General features: G+C 51.3%; 14 protein-coding genes. 3 read left to right on the top strand and 11 right to left on the bottom strand.

All coding sequences use genetic code 11. From position 1 onward, the window contains the following. Window positions 1-421: 421 nt before the first annotated feature. The 11 genes from REIFOR_RS07045 to REIFOR_RS06995 all read right to left on the bottom strand — a co-directional run bounded on the left by REIFOR_RS07045 (window position 422) and on the right by REIFOR_RS06995 (window position 12,171). Complete coding sequence (locus tag REIFOR_RS07045; RefSeq protein WP_145980249.1) at window positions 422-847, bottom strand: hypothetical protein; 426 nt, start codon at window positions 845-847, stop codon at window positions 422-424. Window positions 848-878: 31 nt separating this feature from the next. Beyond that, window positions 879-1,103, bottom strand: coding sequence for a hypothetical protein (locus REIFOR_RS07040; RefSeq protein WP_100256887.1), 225 nt, complete (start codon window positions 1,101-1,103; stop codon window positions 879-881). A gap of 913 nt (window positions 1,104-2,016) precedes the next feature. Continuing rightward, the gene (locus REIFOR_RS07035) at window positions 2,017-3,261 is read right to left on the bottom strand and encodes a hypothetical protein (protein WP_145980248.1); all 1,245 of its coding nucleotides are present in this window, start codon (window positions 3,259-3,261) and stop codon (window positions 2,017-2,019) included. After that, window positions 3,251-3,946 carry an ABC transporter ATP-binding protein gene (locus REIFOR_RS07030; protein WP_100256885.1) on the bottom strand — a complete coding sequence of 232 codons (696 nt, stop codon included), beginning with the start codon at window positions 3,944-3,946 and terminating at the stop codon, window positions 3,251-3,253. Before REIFOR_RS07030 ends, REIFOR_RS07035 begins: the two co-directional genes overlap by 11 nt. Window positions 3,947-3,957: 11 nt before the next feature. After that, complete coding sequence (locus REIFOR_RS07025) at window positions 3,958-5,187, bottom strand: ABC transporter permease (RefSeq protein ID WP_100256884.1); 1,230 nt, start codon at window positions 5,185-5,187, stop codon at window positions 3,958-3,960. Between the two features lies 1 nt (window position 5,188). Next, entirely contained in the window at window positions 5,189-6,418 is a 1,230-nt protein-coding gene (locus REIFOR_RS07020; RefSeq protein ID WP_100256883.1) for an ABC transporter permease, read from the bottom strand. Between the two features lie 13 nt (window positions 6,419-6,431). Continuing rightward, the gene (locus REIFOR_RS07015) at window positions 6,432-7,190 is read right to left on the bottom strand and encodes an outer membrane lipoprotein-sorting protein (protein WP_227003790.1); all 759 of its coding nucleotides are present in this window, start codon (window positions 7,188-7,190) and stop codon (window positions 6,432-6,434) included. Window positions 7,191-7,352: 162 nt separating this feature from the next. Then, entirely contained in the window at window positions 7,353-8,000 is a 648-nt protein-coding gene (locus tag REIFOR_RS07010; RefSeq protein ID WP_100256882.1) for a class I SAM-dependent methyltransferase, read from the bottom strand. 156 nt (window positions 8,001-8,156) lie between these two features. After that, the gene (locus REIFOR_RS07005; protein ID WP_227003789.1) at window positions 8,157-9,383 is read right to left on the bottom strand and encodes an OmpA family protein; all 1,227 of its coding nucleotides are present in this window, start codon (window positions 9,381-9,383) and stop codon (window positions 8,157-8,159) included. A 106-nt stretch (window positions 9,384-9,489) separates the two neighbouring features. Further along, window positions 9,490-10,323 carry a hypothetical protein gene (locus tag REIFOR_RS07000; RefSeq protein ID WP_227003788.1) on the bottom strand — a complete coding sequence of 278 codons (834 nt, stop codon included), beginning with the start codon at window positions 10,321-10,323 and terminating at the stop codon, window positions 9,490-9,492. 1,131 nt (window positions 10,324-11,454) lie between these two features. Then, entirely contained in the window at window positions 11,455-12,171 is a 717-nt protein-coding gene (locus tag REIFOR_RS06995; protein WP_227003787.1) for a YceH family protein, read from the bottom strand. A gap of 236 nt (window positions 12,172-12,407) precedes the next feature. Here REIFOR_RS06995 and lnt point away from each other — a divergent pair, with 236 nt between their 5' ends. The 3 genes from lnt (at window position 12,408) to REIFOR_RS06980 (ending at window position 15,661) form a co-directional block, all read left to right on the top strand. After that, window positions 12,408-13,934, top strand: a complete 1,527-nt coding sequence (lnt, locus tag REIFOR_RS06990) for an apolipoprotein N-acyltransferase (protein WP_100256880.1) — start codon at window positions 12,408-12,410, stop codon at window positions 13,932-13,934. A 236-nt stretch (window positions 13,935-14,170) separates the two neighbouring features. After that, window positions 14,171-14,941 (top strand): ABC transporter ATP-binding protein, encoded by a 771-nt coding sequence (locus tag REIFOR_RS06985; protein WP_100256879.1) that lies wholly within the window; start codon window positions 14,171-14,173, stop codon window positions 14,939-14,941. A gap of 15 nt (window positions 14,942-14,956) precedes the next feature. After that, window positions 14,957-15,661, top strand: a complete 705-nt coding sequence (locus tag REIFOR_RS06980) for an ABC transporter ATP-binding protein (protein WP_100256878.1) — start codon at window positions 14,957-14,959, stop codon at window positions 15,659-15,661. Window positions 15,662-15,674 lie beyond the last annotated feature (13 nt).

Genomic DNA, 15,674 nt, shown 5'->3' with positions numbered 1-15,674 from the left:
GCTAAACTAAATTTTTTGACGAAACAAAACAAATACTTACTAGAGTTAATAACAATTTTTTTCAATCGTTACGATTTAGATCACATATTAGCAACAACAGGGTCACTAGACGGGCAAATTGATTAACTAATTTTTTCAAATGTTGCTCGAACAGGTTGGCGGGTAACAAGCAATAGGGTTGAAATATCAACAGAGGGTTTTATTGCCCGCATCCTGCTAAGACCAATATCAAGCCTGTAACACTTGACAATAGAGCATCAAAGGCGGGTGGATTCTTGCAGGGTGCTTTGAATATGTTCAATATGGAATCGGGTGCGATCTTTGTAAAAATTTCAAAATGAGTCAAGACTGCTTCCGGTAAGACCCTGGCACCCGCCAGGGTCTCTATGCGACGGCTATATATCAAATGGACTAATAGCTACTACTGCTCCAATAGCTCATCAATATCTTCCACATCAACATCAAAGATCAATGCCGAGTTTTTCCAACAGCCGTCTTCTTTAACAAACTCCCATCTAACCAGAGGCTCGTAGTTATCGGTAAACAACGCAACGCTCGCTGTATACTGCCCAACAACAACCTGTTCCGCCGCGCTTGACTCACGCAGCTTATCGTGAGCTTTACTGCTGTTAACGGTCACCAAATACTCAAGGTGATCGTCTCGCTCAGTTATGTAGATAGGCTCATTATAACCGGGCCCGACTAGATCTAGCCTAAAGGGATATACAGCTTCTGTAGGAAAAAATAGACCCAATGTATTTACCATAGCCCAAGTATCAAAATCAACGTTACAGGCATACAACTTAGAGCAAGATAAAATAGACAGGCTAATTACTATATATTTCACTATCATTTCCCTCCACTAATCACCGGAACCATCAACCGGCAAACTGACCGGCATACTTCCAGGTTGGCGTATCTCCTTGGCAAGACTTATAGTCTGAATGTTTATCACCCCGACCGCCAGCCACGAGACCGCTGCTGGTTCTGGTATGATATTGCACCGTAACCGTTGAGGTAGCAATTTTCGTATAGCAATGAGCATTGTTGGTGGCACCACCTGTTACAGATTCAAAGTCATGCGCAAGTATAATTTCTTTCATGGTAATTTCCTTTTATGTATTAAATAAATAACCCGTACATCCTAAGGAATTCCTTTCGGGTTACACTTGGGTTTTGGGCAAGCGAGAATTTCGCTTACCCACATTGCTCTACGAGCAAATTCTTTAGTTTAGCGATAAGCGCACACTGGCATGGCCAACAGCAAGGCATGGGTTATGGTTGGAATTGGGATTGACGAGTCAACTTCGAGGGAATAGTTACTAAGTTTTCCATTACGGAACATGGCCCTATATCGATCACTAAGAAACTGATATAGAAAATAAAATATTAGGGGGAATTGACGAATAAGGCTTGGGCATTTTAACCCGAAACAGACCTTCTGATGAGTCGGCCGACTTAGAAATATTTGTCGACAGAATGTACCCGCAGGCCGTTTCAGGGGTGGCGATACAGAACCGATGGAGTAGTTAATTTGACCCATCCAGAAATTCCTTTTCCGACGTCATGATTAAAAATTACTGTCCAGCCAGACAGCTACCGTCCGTGACCATCAACTTGCGTGGCAATCAACTTGTGTGACAATCAACTTGTGTGACAATCAACTTCCGTGACGGTGGCTCTCGTTAGCTCTCGTTAGCTCTCGTTGCTATTAACCCTTAAACTAACGTACAACTTTTTATTTTGCAACGGCCCTTATGCCGATAAATACAAAATATATAGAGAATATTATTTATTTACTTATTTAATATACATTAGGTTTAATTCTTTTTGACTAGAACCAATCGCCGTAAGACAACCTTATCGGGCACCTACTCTGTAATGGACGGCGATAAAACCGAAGACTCAACCTCATATTTTTATCGCCTAAATTGATTCACGGAAAAACAGATCGCGCGGGCTCCTATTGACTCACACCTAATTTAAAAAAGAAAATTTATAGCGATTGAGCGAAACCTAAAAAACCCACTGCAACTGAGCGGAGAAAACGCTGGGGTAGATGCCATACTCATAGGCATAGCTGTGAGACTTGGCCACCGGCACAACGGCGTTGACATTTAAGGTCATATCATCGGACACACTGTACGCCAGGGCACTATTAAACAGCGCCGAATTGTCGTTCAAATTAAGCGTGGCACCGGTGCTCCATTGGGTTAACACATTGATCGGATAACTGACTTGAACACTGGCATACCATTGGGCCAGGGGCAGTACCGCACCGATCTGATAGAAGCCCTGCCCGGCCGCATTCTGCAGGTAATCTTGGGCGCTGCCCAAACCATTGTAGTGCAGCTCGGAGACCAGATACCAATCCTCAAACAGAGTCATATCGGCCCCCAGGGTGACGCGAATGTCACTGCTGCCGGGTTCACTCAACCAGGCGGTTTCCTGCCACAGACCCAGTGCGCCGATGCCAGACTGCACACCCAGAGCCGCCAGACGATACTGGTCGTTGATCTGGATGGCGGACAGTTGCCAGTCGGCAGCCAAGATAAAGGCTTTAAGCCGACCGAATAGCGCGCGATCGACACCCATAACGTAACCGGCCTCCAGTGAAGACACCGGACCGAGAAACCAAGTAGCGCGCAGCGCATCGACACCGGGTCGATAACTGCGATCGGTTGCGACCAGGTCAATCGGCTGCATCACATCGATCGGCGAATAGAATTTGGCCAAGCCGAAACTAATCGGTTGCCGGCCCAGTACCCACTCGCCGAATGGGCTGTACCAGGTAACCGAGAGTGCATCGAGTTGTTGGTAGAGCCCTAGGTTATCTGTGCTGCTGGCCCACAGTTCGGTATCCAAATCTGCCAGGCGATAGTCCGCCGTGCTCGCCGTGCTGCTGGCTTGCTGCCGCTCGGGCCAATAGACCGTGCCCTGCGCGGACCAGCCGTAACGCAGATTCACTTGGGTGGCCGCAGAGGGAAAGGCAAGCAGATTCCAATAGCCGCTCAGCTGTCCGTTGGCGCTGGTGTCGGCTGCTTGCGCACTATCGGGCAGGCCCGAGAGAGTCGGATTGCTGAGCAGGCTGGCCGCACTGGTCAGGTCGACACTCTGCTGATAGTCCAGAGCCGCACACCAGGGCGCCAGCAGCAGCCCAGTGACAATTCCCCCGACCTTGCCGCGGACCATGCCCCGAACCAAGCCCCGAGCATTGCCCCAAACCAGGCCCCTGACCCTGCCCCAAGGGCTAAGACGCATCGCGCCGCTCGTCCTTGAGGACTTGGCCGTCTTCTATATGGATCAGCCGGCTGGCCCGTTCCATGATTTTCGGATCGTGGGTGGAGAATACAAAGGTCATGCCCTCGTTGCGATTGAGGTCGTGCATCATATCGAGCAGGTCCATCCCGGTTTGGGAATCGAGATTGGCGGTCGGTTCGTCGGCGAGAATAATATCGGGCTGACTGACCATGGCCCGTGCCACAGCCACCCGCTGCTGCTGGCCGCCAGACAGTTGATTGGGCCGGCGTGTTTCGCGTCCGGCCAGACCCACCTGCTCGAGCATTCGATAGACCCGCTCCTTGCGTTCGGCCGCAGGAATGCCCTGCAACAACATGATGTACTCGCAATTTTCGGCGGCATTTAACACCGGGATCAGGTTATAAGCCTGAAAGATAAAGCCGATATGATCGCGCCGAAAGTCGGACAATTCATGGCCCGACATCGACGATATAGCCTTATCCTTGAGTAACACCTGGCCGGCATCGGGGGTGTCGAGGCCACCCATCAATTGCAGCAGGGTCGATTTGCCCGATCCGGAGGGCCCGACGATGGCGGTAAACTCACCGGGTTCAATCACTATATCGACCTCATTTAGGGCTCGCACCAGCGTATCGCCGACACCATAAAAGCGGCCAAGTCCACGGGTTTCTATCACTGCTGTCATCTGTCAGTCTCCTATAAACTCTTGTGTAAGGCCTTGGCCGGAACGATGCGGGCGGCATGGATGGCGGGGTAAAGACACGCTACCAGGGTCATAACTAAAACCGCAAAAGGCAATTCGGTGAACTGCAGCAGGCGCAGTTCCGGACGCAGTATCTCAGCCAGGGCCACGCCCGACACATCCATGCTGCCATAATCGATGCCGATTGCGCCGACCCATAGGGTAACGCCCGCACCGAGTGCGGCCCCGAGCACCAGTGCCAACAGGCAGAGCACAAAACCCTCGATCAGAATCAAGTTAAAGACACTAGTGCGCCGGGTCCCGATGGCCAGAATCACACCAAACTCGTAGGTGCGCTCGTAGATCGACATAAACATGGCATTGATCACCCCTAGGGTGGCTACAACAAAGAGGATAGTGCCGATGATCAGCAAGCTGTATCCGGTGAGTGCGAGGATGGCGGCCAAATCGGGCATCAGGGTGGTCCAGCCTTCGGCCACGGTTTGCGGCGTGGCCAAGCGCGACCAGAGTGCTAAATCCTTGACGCCCGAGAGCGACTCGTCGGTCAGATTGAAGGCGATTTCATGAATGCCCTGGCCGATGCCCATCATGGCCTGGGCTTGCGGCAATTGAATAAAGACCAGCCCCTCGTCAAAGAATTTCGATTTCATCTCGAAAATGCCGCTGACTCGGAACAGCCGCTGGTCGATATCATCGCTCTGATAGTTATTAACCGAGACCACCAGGCGATCCCCTAGGTCCACTTCCAATAGATCGGCCAAGGGGCCACCGAGCAGTATCTGCAGTTCGGACCCGGCGTTGTCCAGATAGTCGCCCCGGATCATGCTGAGTTTTAATTTCGACACCGATGCCTCCAAATCAGCGTCGACGCCTACCACCTGCACGGCAATATTATTGGCACTGCTGGAGACCATACCGAAATCCAGAGCGCGCGGACTATAGCTGGCGACCAAGGGTTCTGCCATCAGGCTGTTAATCTGTTGGTCGACATCCGTAATGGTTTTTTCGCCATCACGTTCGGCCAGATAACTGACGTTGTGAATCTGCGCATCACCCGGGTAGAGCCGGGTCGCCGAGCGCACCATGACGTCGGTCATCGCCTTAATATAGCCGTCGGTAAAGATCAGGATCGCTAGGGTCATGCTAATCAAGAGGATGGTCAGAAAGGAGCGACGTTTGTTGCGCAATATATTGCGCACGGCGAGTGTCCAAGTCAGGCTCATCTTATAAACTCCTCATCGCGTCAACGGGCACAATGCGCGCTGCGCGCAGGGCTGGGAAGATCGAAATCAGCGCCGCTGAGCCGATAATAATTAGGGCCGGCTCGACAAACACCTTCAGATCCCATAGGCCTTTCATATGATCCATCACAACGCCCGAGACCTCCATGGGGTCGGGCAAGGTAAAGCCGACATTGACCAGATAGGCATTGACCGGCAGCACCGTGAGCAGGCCGAGTAAACAACTCAACGTGGCCAAGAGCAGTGTTTCGATGACGATCAGGAAGAACAACCGGCGCGGCGAGGTACCGATGGCCTTGAGGACACCGAATTCACCGGTTCGCTCCATAACCGACATCAGCACGGTATTCAAAACCCCGATGCAGACCAACAGAACAATCACGAAGTAGGACACATAGCCCCCTTCAATATCGGCGCTCATGGTCTGGTAAAACTCTTTCGAGACCACCTGCCAACTACTCGCTTCCAGCCCGGCACTGGGCTCCAGCCAGGCATTGAGCTGCTCCGCAAGTTCCGGACCGTCGTGATAATCCGCCGTTAACACCGCCCAGTAGTGCGCTTGCTCCGGCAAAACAAAGAAGCTCTGCGCGGCGGATAAGGGCAGATAGACATTGCGCGCTTCAAGCCCTTCGGTGGCACCCACTATGCCGGCCACGCGAAACAGATCGTTGGCCACCGAACCGTCGGCACCCTGGGAGATCAGGATCAGTTCATCGCCGATCGACAAACCCAATTGGCGCGCCGCGGCGGCACCTATCAGGCTTTCAAAATAACCCTCGGCATCGGCCTCGGCCCGCAGATAACGACCCACCTTGACCTTATCGACGAGAAAAGAAATATCCGCTTCCTTGACGACATCGATACCGATCACCTGCACCGGGAAGCTTTTGCTTACGCCATAGGCTAAGGCGCCGCTGACAATCCGCGGCGTGGCACTAACCACATTGGCTTGCGCCAGCAACTGCTGGTAAAAGGTCGACGTGGCGGGCACGGTCTTATAGAGAGACGGGCGATCGAGATAGTTTTCTGCGGTAATCTGGGCGTGGCCGGTCGAATCCCGCGTAAAAAAGTCGATCACTTGTTCATAGCTGCCGAACTGAACCGAGAGCGAGATGACCAGCAGAAAATAGCCGCCAAACATACTCAACATGGTCAGCACGGTGCGGCGCTTATTGCGCAAAATATTGCGAAAGGCGAGCTTGAGCATCAACATGGTTAAGCCCTCCTCAACGACGTTTTTTGAGATTCTGCAGGGTGAAAAAGTCCGACTCAAGGTCGATGTCGAATTCCATGCTGTTATAGGTTACCTGGGTTTTGTTGCCGGGCTTGTTGAGCGGTACCAGCTCCATCACCGTCGGCAAGGTGATGTCGCCGAAGGTTTGGATTGCGCTAAAGCGCATTTCGCGCATCGCCTGGCCGTCTTCATCAAAGTAGGTTTGCCGGATCGGCAAGAGGTTGTCCTTGGTCACGACAATCTGCATGGCGCCCCAAACGGTCACGGTGGTCGCCTTGGCGGTCAGGTCTAGGGTGTAGAGGCTATCGGTTTCGCTCAGGACTACGTCATAGGCATCGACCCAGGAGCCTTCGCGCATCAGATCGTCATTGGTGAAGTCCGAGCCCATCCAGCTGCCCATCATCATCGAGGGGGGCACCTTGATGACCTTGTTGATCTTGGGCAAGAAATTCCACATGTTTTTTTCACGCTTGAGCGTTGAGACACCGGCCTCTTTCTTCGGCTCGAGAATGCGCACCAGGGAATAGTCCAGCCCCAGGGCCCAGGACTCCAGGGTCATCGACCGGGAGAAATCCGCGGTGACAATCTCCATGGTCATCACCGCATGGGAGTTTTCCTGCTGATAGAGGTTATCGATCTTCTCGAGCAGCTCGATGGCCTTGGCGTCGGCCAGCGTATCGGCATGGCTCGACCCGGCAAAGGTAAACAGGCTGAAGACCAGGGGTATGGCGAGTAATATGGGCAATTTCACAAACGAACCTCCATAGGAACACTGGTCCGTACTGTATCAAAATCCAGTCTCTAGCTACAGGCTAGTTGGCAAAGTCATGACATCTGTCAGGTCTGGGTGTAATCCCCCCATTTTTAATCTCAGCTAAAACGGGGCAAGTTCACCCTACGGTACAGCAGTTTGTTATGTTTTTTGTAACTTCTTAGCCACAACAAAATAGCTAGATGCGTCCTTATATATCTCTTCAGATTCAACCGTTTGAAACCCGCCTGCTTTTAATATGCTTTCTACCTCAGAGCTTGTGACCCTTCTTATAGGAATAGGAATTAGCCCAAGCTTACACAAGACCCGCACCAGCTGGATTTGAAGATTAACGAAAAATGACATCTTTTGTCGTAAACAAGGTGTTACAGAAATAAATAAACCTTCCGGCTTTAGTAATTCATTTATTTGCAGCACTACATTCTGTGGATTAGGGACTGTATGCAACATATTAAAAGCTAGAATGACATCATATGACTCTTTAGAATATTTTCCGTCAAAAATATCCGCTTGCTCGAAATTTACGTTTTCGATTTTACCATGAGCGGCTTTCGCTTGGGATATCGCAATCATCTCAGATGAAATATCAATTGCATGAATATCTTTTACAAGGCTAGAAAATTGACAGGATGCAGTGCCTGTTCCACACCCATAATCAAGAACAGTGTCGCTGTCTTTCAAGAATATTTTAGTATTTTCTCGAGATTTTTTATGAATGTAATTAAAACGCTCTTCAGTCTTGTCATAGTTTTTTGAAGCCTTATCCCAAAAATTTTCCGCTTTATTCATTCTCTATGCCTTAGGGTAATACATAATGGGTTATTACTCTGCTTAGCCGTTTTAGACCGTAAAACCCTGATGTTCCGGCACATTTTTAGAGATTTTGCGGTGCCGTTCACCTGCAATGAGGTTCTGTCATACAGTCTAGAGATGAGGCGAGTCTTGTCATCGATTGGTTAGCTTGACTTCGATACGTCGGTTGTTGCGAAAGGCTTCGTCTGTAAAATTTGCATCAATCGGATGATGCTCGCCAAAACCGGTGGCTGCCATACGTTCTTGTGGGATTCCTTGCGCCGCCAGATACCGAACTACTGATACGGCTCTTGCCGTTGAAAGCTCCCAGTTGGAAGGGAAACGTTCTGTATTGATCGGTAGCTGGTCCGTGTGCCCGTCAATTCGCAATATCCAGTTAATATCGCTCGGAATATCGTTGGCGACTTCCACTAGAATTCGAGCCAGTTTGTTCAGTTCCCGCTGACCTTCGATGCCCAAAGTTGCTGAGGCTGACCCGAAAAAGAGTTCAGAAGGTAATAAGAATCGGTCACCTTCAATGCGAACATTGGAGTTGTTAACCAATGCCAAGCGAAGGCGGCCAAAGAAGTCAGAGCGATATTGTTCCAGCTCGTTGACGCGCTGCGCCAAGGCTGTATTCAACCGTTCGCCTAAGTCGGCCAGCAGCACTACCTGCTCGGCAGTCACATATTGCTCAAGGGCTAGAGCCGTACTTATCTGATTGAGTTGTTCCTGCAATGTTTCTATCTTCTGACTTAACCGATCAATATCGGCCTGAGCCCGGGCCGACAAGCGTTTTTCCTCTTTGAGTGCTTCTTCTCCCTCGCTGGTGATTGCCACCAAGTCTTCAATGCGTATCTCTCTTTCCTTGATCTCGCGCTGGGCGAGCTGGGTTCGCTCCTGTTCACTCGCTAGGCTGGCTTCCAATGCTTGTCCACGATTACGCAATGAGCCGACTAGTTCACTACGCGCCACCAGTTCAGTTTCAAGTTTCTCAACCGTTTGATCGCTTTCGCTCAGGCGAGTGACCAAACTGGAAATTTCCAGCTCTAGTTCAGCACGTAATTGTTGTAGCGTAACAATGTCTTGCTGCAGCGATGCCTTTTCTCGCAATTGAATTTCGATAGTTCCCTGGTCAGTTTCCACGGTTTCCTCGAGTACAATAACTTGCTCTTCCAGTCCTTCTTGCCGTTTTAGGCTCTGGCTGTACTGGTCTTGCAATGACACCAATCGTTCATTAAGTACTTCGTTATTCTGTTCCTGAACTCCCAGAGCAGTGCTGATTTCGGCGAGTCGATCATTAAGTCGGGTTAGCTCTGTATCTCGGTCGGAGACAGTCTGGGCCAGAAATACCTGTGCCAGAGTAAAGATCATCAACATGAATATAACTAGCAACAGCAGGGCCGACAGGGCGTCGACATAACCTGGCCAGACATTAATGGTAGTTTGGGCGCGCCTGCGACTGCCTAACATCAATAGAGCTCCCTTAGTCTTTGTCAGTAAATCCCAGCTTGGCTTTAAGCTGGCGATTTTCTTCTTCGAGAATCAGAATTTCGTCGGCCAATTCTAAACTGGCCTTCTGAATAGTGGTCAAATCAGATTTGTCTTCAAAGTCAGTGGCATCTATCAGATGAGTCAGGCCGGTTAGCCACTCTTCAAGACCGTCATAGAAGCGGTTTTGAGCATGTCCAGCTTGAATGTCCAAAAAGCCCAGGATCAGTGAACCACCCAGACCCAATAGAGAGGAGCTGAAGGCGGTACCCATGCCTTCAAGTGGTCGAAGTAACCCGGCTTGCAACTCACCAAAGACCTGATCAAAATTCTGGTTACCGATGTCCAAGTTTATAATCACGCGACCTACCGCTTCAATGGTTCCAAGCAGGCCCCAGAACGTACCCAGCAAGCCCAAAAAGACTAAGAGGCTAATCATATAGCGAGAGATTTCACGAGATTCATCCATACGTGAACGAATACCATCGAGTACCGTTCGCAGCGACATTGCAGACAATGTAAAGCGATCTCGTTTGAATTCGTCCCCCAATTGACGGGCTAGCGGCTTGAGTAATCTCGGTTCCTGTTTTACAGACAGGCCACTGCGGCCAGTACGGAACAGTGCTATCCACTCTAATTCAGGCTGCAATATAAAGACTTGCCTATAGGTAAGGCCGATACCGATCACCAATACAGCTAGAATCAGAGAATTGAAAACCCAATTGGCCATAAAAGCTGCGCTAATAGGTTCATAGATTAGAGCGCAAACAGTGGCGACGATCAGCAGGTAGACTGTCATCCAAAAAAGGGTATGTTTCGGGTTGCTCATGAACGCTCCTAGGTTCGACATCATAAAATCCTGACGCATTACGGTCAGCTACTATTTTTAAAGACCAGCGCTTCGTTCTTTTAGGCAGTTGAAGAGACAGTTAAACAAAAACCGGCCTGCGCCTATTCCGATAAATCCGATAAATCCGTGCAGGATCCAGCAATCCTACAGTTCGAATGACTTATCTGATAGAGATTAGATATAAGCTACACAGACTTTTGCTTAATTGAATCAGAGGTCATCGATAACACGGGCTTCCAAGATCCAATTAACTCTTCTAAATATCCCCAATGCCTTTAAACAGATAGAATGATCTTGTTTGCTAATTTGAAACGCTCAAAATTTACTCAAATACTATCATTTGCTCCATTCATACTTTGCAAATAACAGCTTATTACTCGGCTCTAGCCGTTTTTGCCGGGTTCCGCTTTGGCTTTAACTGACAAACAACCCTAACCGACTGTAAGCCAGACAGTCTGACGCCTGCACTGGTTTCTGTCAATTAATCAAGCCTGGCAATAACCGTAAATAGCGGTGATGAGTGCTGCAAGAATATTTCAACACTTTTCCTATAAAAAATACTTACCTGTGTTTAATAGCTTTCTATCCGGCGCATCCTATATCGAGCAATCAGACAGCGTTCCCGGCGAATCCGGCGCCTGCCGTTTTAGCTCAGAAAAACCCGTCTTTCCCGACACATTTTTAGAGATTTTGGGGTGCAGTTCAAGTGGAGCGATTGCCTGTCGCCTTGCCTGGAGATGAGGCGAGTTATATCGTTGATCGGTTGAATGCTACCGCGCAACTCTGTACTAAATTAATGTCTGGAAGCGGTCTTCGAGTTGGGAAACATTACATCTTTATTTCGACCCTAAAGCAGAAAATCGAATGTGTCGAAAGGCAATTGGCGAGCGATATCTATACCGGCAGGGCGGCTGTTTACCTGCCAAATACGTTGGCAACCCAATGGCAACGGCCTCACAATAATGAGCGACCAGATGCTTGGATTGGCGGGGTTCCGCCAATCCAACTGTTGTGATTAATAACCGCTCTATTGTTAGCTGAGATTAAAAACTGGGGGATTACAGCCAAACTAAGCAACCACCCTTTTCGTCACGACCCACCCATCTTGGGTTAATCGCTATCAGACTGCGCCGGCAACTGTGCCATCAACCAAGCGACTTGCTGTTCCAGCACCTCGACTCGGGCTTTAAGACTACTACTGTCTGCGCCACCCTGGGTCGCCTCATTCTGGAATTGACTGAGATCCGGTTGACCGCAAAGCAGATGGCTATAGCGCTCTTCACGTTGCCCGGCCTGTGGCGCGATGCGCAAGAGCATTGGTTTGAGCTTAGTTAGATGGCCTTCGAGCAGCTCGGTCAGTTCGGTCTCGCCGGCAAACTCATAGAGGCGGCGACTGCGACTGAGCAGTTCATTCAGTGTTTGCGGACCGCGCAACAGCAACAGACAGAACAGCGCGTGCTCGCCGGGGTCTAGGTGCAAGACTCGGGTGAACAGCTGCTTATACTTATCGGCCCGGGCGCCGTAATCGAATTCGATCAGGTTTTTGTCCTGTAACTGATACAAACAGCGCTGCACCGCGCCATTTTCCAGCTTCATCAGCGGTTCCCGGCTGGTTTTTTGGTTACAGGCTAGGACCAGGCTGTTCAGGCTCAAGGGGTAGAGGTCGGGAGTGGTCAGTTGCTTTTCCATCAAAGCGCCCAGAATTCGCGCCTCCAAGGGGGTCAGCATGGCCGCTTCGGCGCTATCTGTCTGCGGTGATTGCGGGTCTGATTGCGGATCTGAAGGGTCTAAGCTGGCGTCCAAAGCTGGGTGTTCATCGACTGACATAAGAAACTCCTAAGGCTACAACAAGCCAGGTATCGGCAAAACGTGCTGCTACCGTGGCAGTATAGTGACAAAGTCGCCCTTAACGAAATAGCCAAGCCGCTCGGATCGCCATTAAACAGATTCGATCGGGCTCCGCCAAAGGGCTAAAGGGCCCGTCCCTGCCGAGCGCGATCTGTTGGCCAAAGGCCAAATCCCCTGTACAGTGCTGGCAGTTTACCCGCGGAATTCAGATTGTTATGCAAAGCTCGAAGTGGTTGGCCCTAGTTGCTCTGTTGTCCGGTCTTTGTATTCCATTGGCCCTAGCACCCTTTAATTTTTGGCCGCTGATTTTCGTTGGCGTGGCCGGCTTCTTTTGGTTGAGCTTCCGCGCCGCCAGTGCCCGTCAAGCCCTGTGGTTAGGGTGGCTCTTTGGTGTCAGCCAATACGGTCTGGGCGTGTCCTGGATTTACAGCAGCATGCAGACGGTCGACACCCCGATTTGGCTGGGGGTGCTCTTAACTGCCGGCTTTTGTCTGGCCCTGGCTCTGCTACCCCTGTTTCAGCTCTGGTTCTTTCAACGATTTTTGCGCCGCCTGCCGCTGGCCCTAATGCTGATCGCCCCGCTCTGGTGGGTGGTCAATGAGTGGGTGCGCGAATGGCTCTTTACCGGCATGCCTTGGCTTTTTGCCGGTTATGCCCTGTCCGACACGCCGATGGCACAGAATGCCGCTCTGTTTGGCGTTTACGGTTTGAGCCTCATGGTGGCGGTGATTAGTGCTGGCATGCTGAGGGTTGGTTACCGCCTGCAGCGTCAACAGCGCCGCAGCGCTCAGATTACGGCGCTCTCGGTGGTCGGCTTGCTCGGGCTGAGCACGCTGGTCGGCCTGGTTCAGCCGGCCAGTGATTGGACCCAAGCCACCGGCACTCTTAAGGTGGCGGCCATACAGAGCAATGTCGATCAGCGCCGCAAGTGGACCTCGGCACAACAGCAACCGACGCTGGATTTCTACTCGCAGGTTTTACGCGACCTTCCGGATATCGATCTGATGCTCTGGCCGGAGGCGGCGATGACACTGCGCCCGGAACAGATACCGACCTACATGGCCGACCTTCAGCGGCTCGGAACCGAACGCGATATGGCGCTGCTCACCGGTGTCGTCACCCTAGACGCGGGCCGTTATTACAATGCAATACTGGGCTATGGCATGGCCTCGGGTGAATACCGCAAGCAGCATCTGGTGCCTTTCGGTGAGTACCTGCCGTTGGAGAAGTACCTGCGCGGCACCATCGCTTTTTTCGATTTACCGACCTCGGTCATGTACCCGGCAGCGCAACCGCAAAGGCCCATTCGAGCCGAACTGAACGGACAGCCCTACTTTATCGCTCCGGTGATCTGCTATGAGGCGACCTACCCCGACCTGGTGCGCAGGCTCGCCCGAGACAGTGACCTAATCGCCGTGATCAGTAACGACGCCTGGTTTGGCGACTCTATTGCGCCCCATCAGCATCTGCAAATCACCCGGATGCGCGCCATTGAGAACGGCCGCGACCTGCTGCGGGCAACCCAGAATGGCGTATCCGCCCTGATCGATGCCGACGGTCGAGTTTTGCAGCACAGCGAGCAGTTTGTCGCCGCCAAACTGACCGGCGAACTGACCCTGCGCACCGGCTTAACACCCTTCCAACGCCTACCATCGGCCTTTATTCCTTGGCTTTGCCTGAGCCTGTTAATAGTCCTTTCTCTGATGGCACGTCGTAAAAATCGCCCACTGGCTGCGGATTAGCCATCAAGCTTATAGAAAAACACCCAATCGCTGTATATTCGCGGTGATTTGGCTGATCTTCGCCACAAGAGACGGTACACTGCGCAGTTATAAAAAATCGCTTTGCCTAGCCCGCTTGGACTATCCCCGAGCGCATGCGGCAAGCGTTTTAAAAAAACGCTGCTCGAGCCCCAGGCTCAGAAGCAGGCCGATACCACCCCCAGCGACCGATTATCGGGTTGCCCGTGGAGAATTTAATGTCCGTTATGATCGAAGTACGGGGGGTCGAAAAATCATTCGGCCACCTGAAAGTCATTAATGACTGCAGTTTTAATGTTGAAAAGGGTTCCATAACCGGCATGATTGGCCCCAATGGCGCCGGTAAGTCGACAATATTTAATATCATCGCCGGTACCTTCCCGCTCGACCGCGGCGAGATCATTCTCGACGGCGAGGCGGTGACCAATCTACCCGCCAATCAGCTATTTGATAAGGGTCTGTTGCGCACCTTTCAAATTGCACACGAATTTGGCCAGATGTCCGCCGTGGAAAACCTGATGATGGTGCCCGCCAAACAGGCCGGTGAACAGCTGTTTACGACCTGGTTCCAGCCTGCCCGAGTGCACCAGGAAGAAGCGGCGATTCGCCAAAAAGCCTTGCAGGTCATCGACTATCTTGGCCTCGGCCATATTAAGAACGAGTTGGCGGGTAACCTATCCGGTGGCCAAAAAAAGCTGCTCGAGCTCGGCCGCACCATGATGACTGAGGCCAAGGTGGTCTTACTCGATGAGGTCGCCGCTGGCGTAAACCGCACCCTGCTGAAGGATCTGACCGACAATATATTGCGCATGAATCGCGATTTGGGCGTGACCTTCCTAGTCATCGAACACGATATGGATATGATCGCCAAGCTCTGCGACCCGGTTATTGTGTTGGCTCAGGGCAGCGTAATGGTCGAGGGTTCGATCACCGACATTCAAAATAATCCCAAGGTAATCGAAGCCTACTTTGGCAGTGACGCGGCCTAGGCTGTTGGAGAGATAATGGCAATTCTAGCAACCAAAAACATTCATGCCGGCTATGGCGGTATGAATATCTTGAACGGCATCGATATGGCGATCGAGGCCGGCGAGATCGGGGTAATCATTGGCGCCAACGGTGCCGGTAAATCAACGTCGTTGAAAGCCATCTTTGGCCTTTTGCACGTCAGTGAAGGCAGCATCGAACTGCTCGGTGAAGACATCACCAATGCCGATCCGAACTTACTCGTGAAGATGGGTATGGCCTTTGTACCGCAGGAGAAAAATGTCTTCGTCAGCTTGACCGTCCAGGAAAACCTGGAAATGGGCGCCTTTCTGCGGCGGGACAATTTCCAACGCACTCTCGATTCGGTCTATCACTATTTCCCCGATCTAAAAGACAAACGTTACCAACCGGCCGGCGAACTGTCGGGCGGACAGCGCCAGATGGTCGCTATGGGTCGCGCGTTGATGATCGAACCCAAGGTGTTGCTGTTAGATGAGCCCACCGCCGGTCTATCGCCGCTTTATATGAATGAGATCTTCGAGCGTATTGTCACCATCAACCGTGAAGGGGTGGGGATTCTAATGGTCGAACAGAATGCCAAACAAGCACTGCGCATCGCCCATAAGGGCTTTGTATTAGCGGCCGGTCGTAATCGTTTTACCGACACCGGCGAAAATCTGCTTAACGATCCAGAAGTCGCGAAAAGTTTTCTCGGCGGCTAACGGACGGAGTAAT

The organism is Reinekea forsetii, assembly GCF_002795845.1.
In the GTDB taxonomy this organism is placed as follows: Bacteria; Pseudomonadota; Gammaproteobacteria; order Pseudomonadales; family Natronospirillaceae; genus Reinekea; species Reinekea forsetii.
Note: the sequence above shows the minus strand (reverse complement) of the source record. Positions and strands in the feature narration are given on the sequence as shown.

Bases quoted from the DNA above. Each gene is read 5' to 3' on its own strand.
- REIFOR_RS06995 (WP_227003787.1), bottom strand. From the start codon at position 12,171: ATGTCAGTCGATGAACACCCAGCTTTGGACGCCAGCTTAGACCCTTCA.
- REIFOR_RS07020 (WP_100256883.1), bottom strand. From the start codon at position 6,418: ATGTTGATGCTCAAGCTCGCCTTTCGCAATATTTTGCGCAATAAGCGC.
- REIFOR_RS07035 (WP_145980248.1), bottom strand. From the start codon at position 3,261: ATGCGTCTTAGCCCTTGGGGCAGGGTCAGGGGCCTGGTTTGGGGCAAT.
- REIFOR_RS07000 (WP_227003788.1), bottom strand. From the start codon at position 10,323: ATGAGCAACCCGAAACATACCCTTTTTTGGATGACAGTCTACCTGCTG.
- REIFOR_RS07010 (WP_100256882.1), bottom strand. From the start codon at position 8,000: ATGAATAAAGCGGAAAATTTTTGGGATAAGGCTTCAAAAAACTATGAC.
- REIFOR_RS07025 (WP_100256884.1), bottom strand. From the start codon at position 5,187: ATGAGCCTGACTTGGACACTCGCCGTGCGCAATATATTGCGCAACAAA.
- REIFOR_RS07005 (WP_227003789.1), bottom strand. From the start codon at position 9,383: ATGTTGATGATCTTTACTCTGGCACAGGTATTTCTGGCCCAGACTGTC.
- REIFOR_RS06985 (WP_100256879.1), top strand. From the start codon at position 14,171: ATGTCCGTTATGATCGAAGTACGGGGGGTCGAAAAATCATTCGGCCAC.
- lnt (WP_100256880.1), top strand. From the start codon at position 12,408: ATGCAAAGCTCGAAGTGGTTGGCCCTAGTTGCTCTGTTGTCCGGTCTT.
- REIFOR_RS07040 (WP_100256887.1), bottom strand. From the start codon at position 1,103: ATGAAAGAAATTATACTTGCGCATGACTTTGAATCTGTAACAGGTGGT.
- REIFOR_RS06980 (WP_100256878.1), top strand. From the start codon at position 14,957: ATGGCAATTCTAGCAACCAAAAACATTCATGCCGGCTATGGCGGTATG.
- REIFOR_RS07030 (WP_100256885.1), bottom strand. From the start codon at position 3,946: ATGACAGCAGTGATAGAAACCCGTGGACTTGGCCGCTTTTATGGTGTC.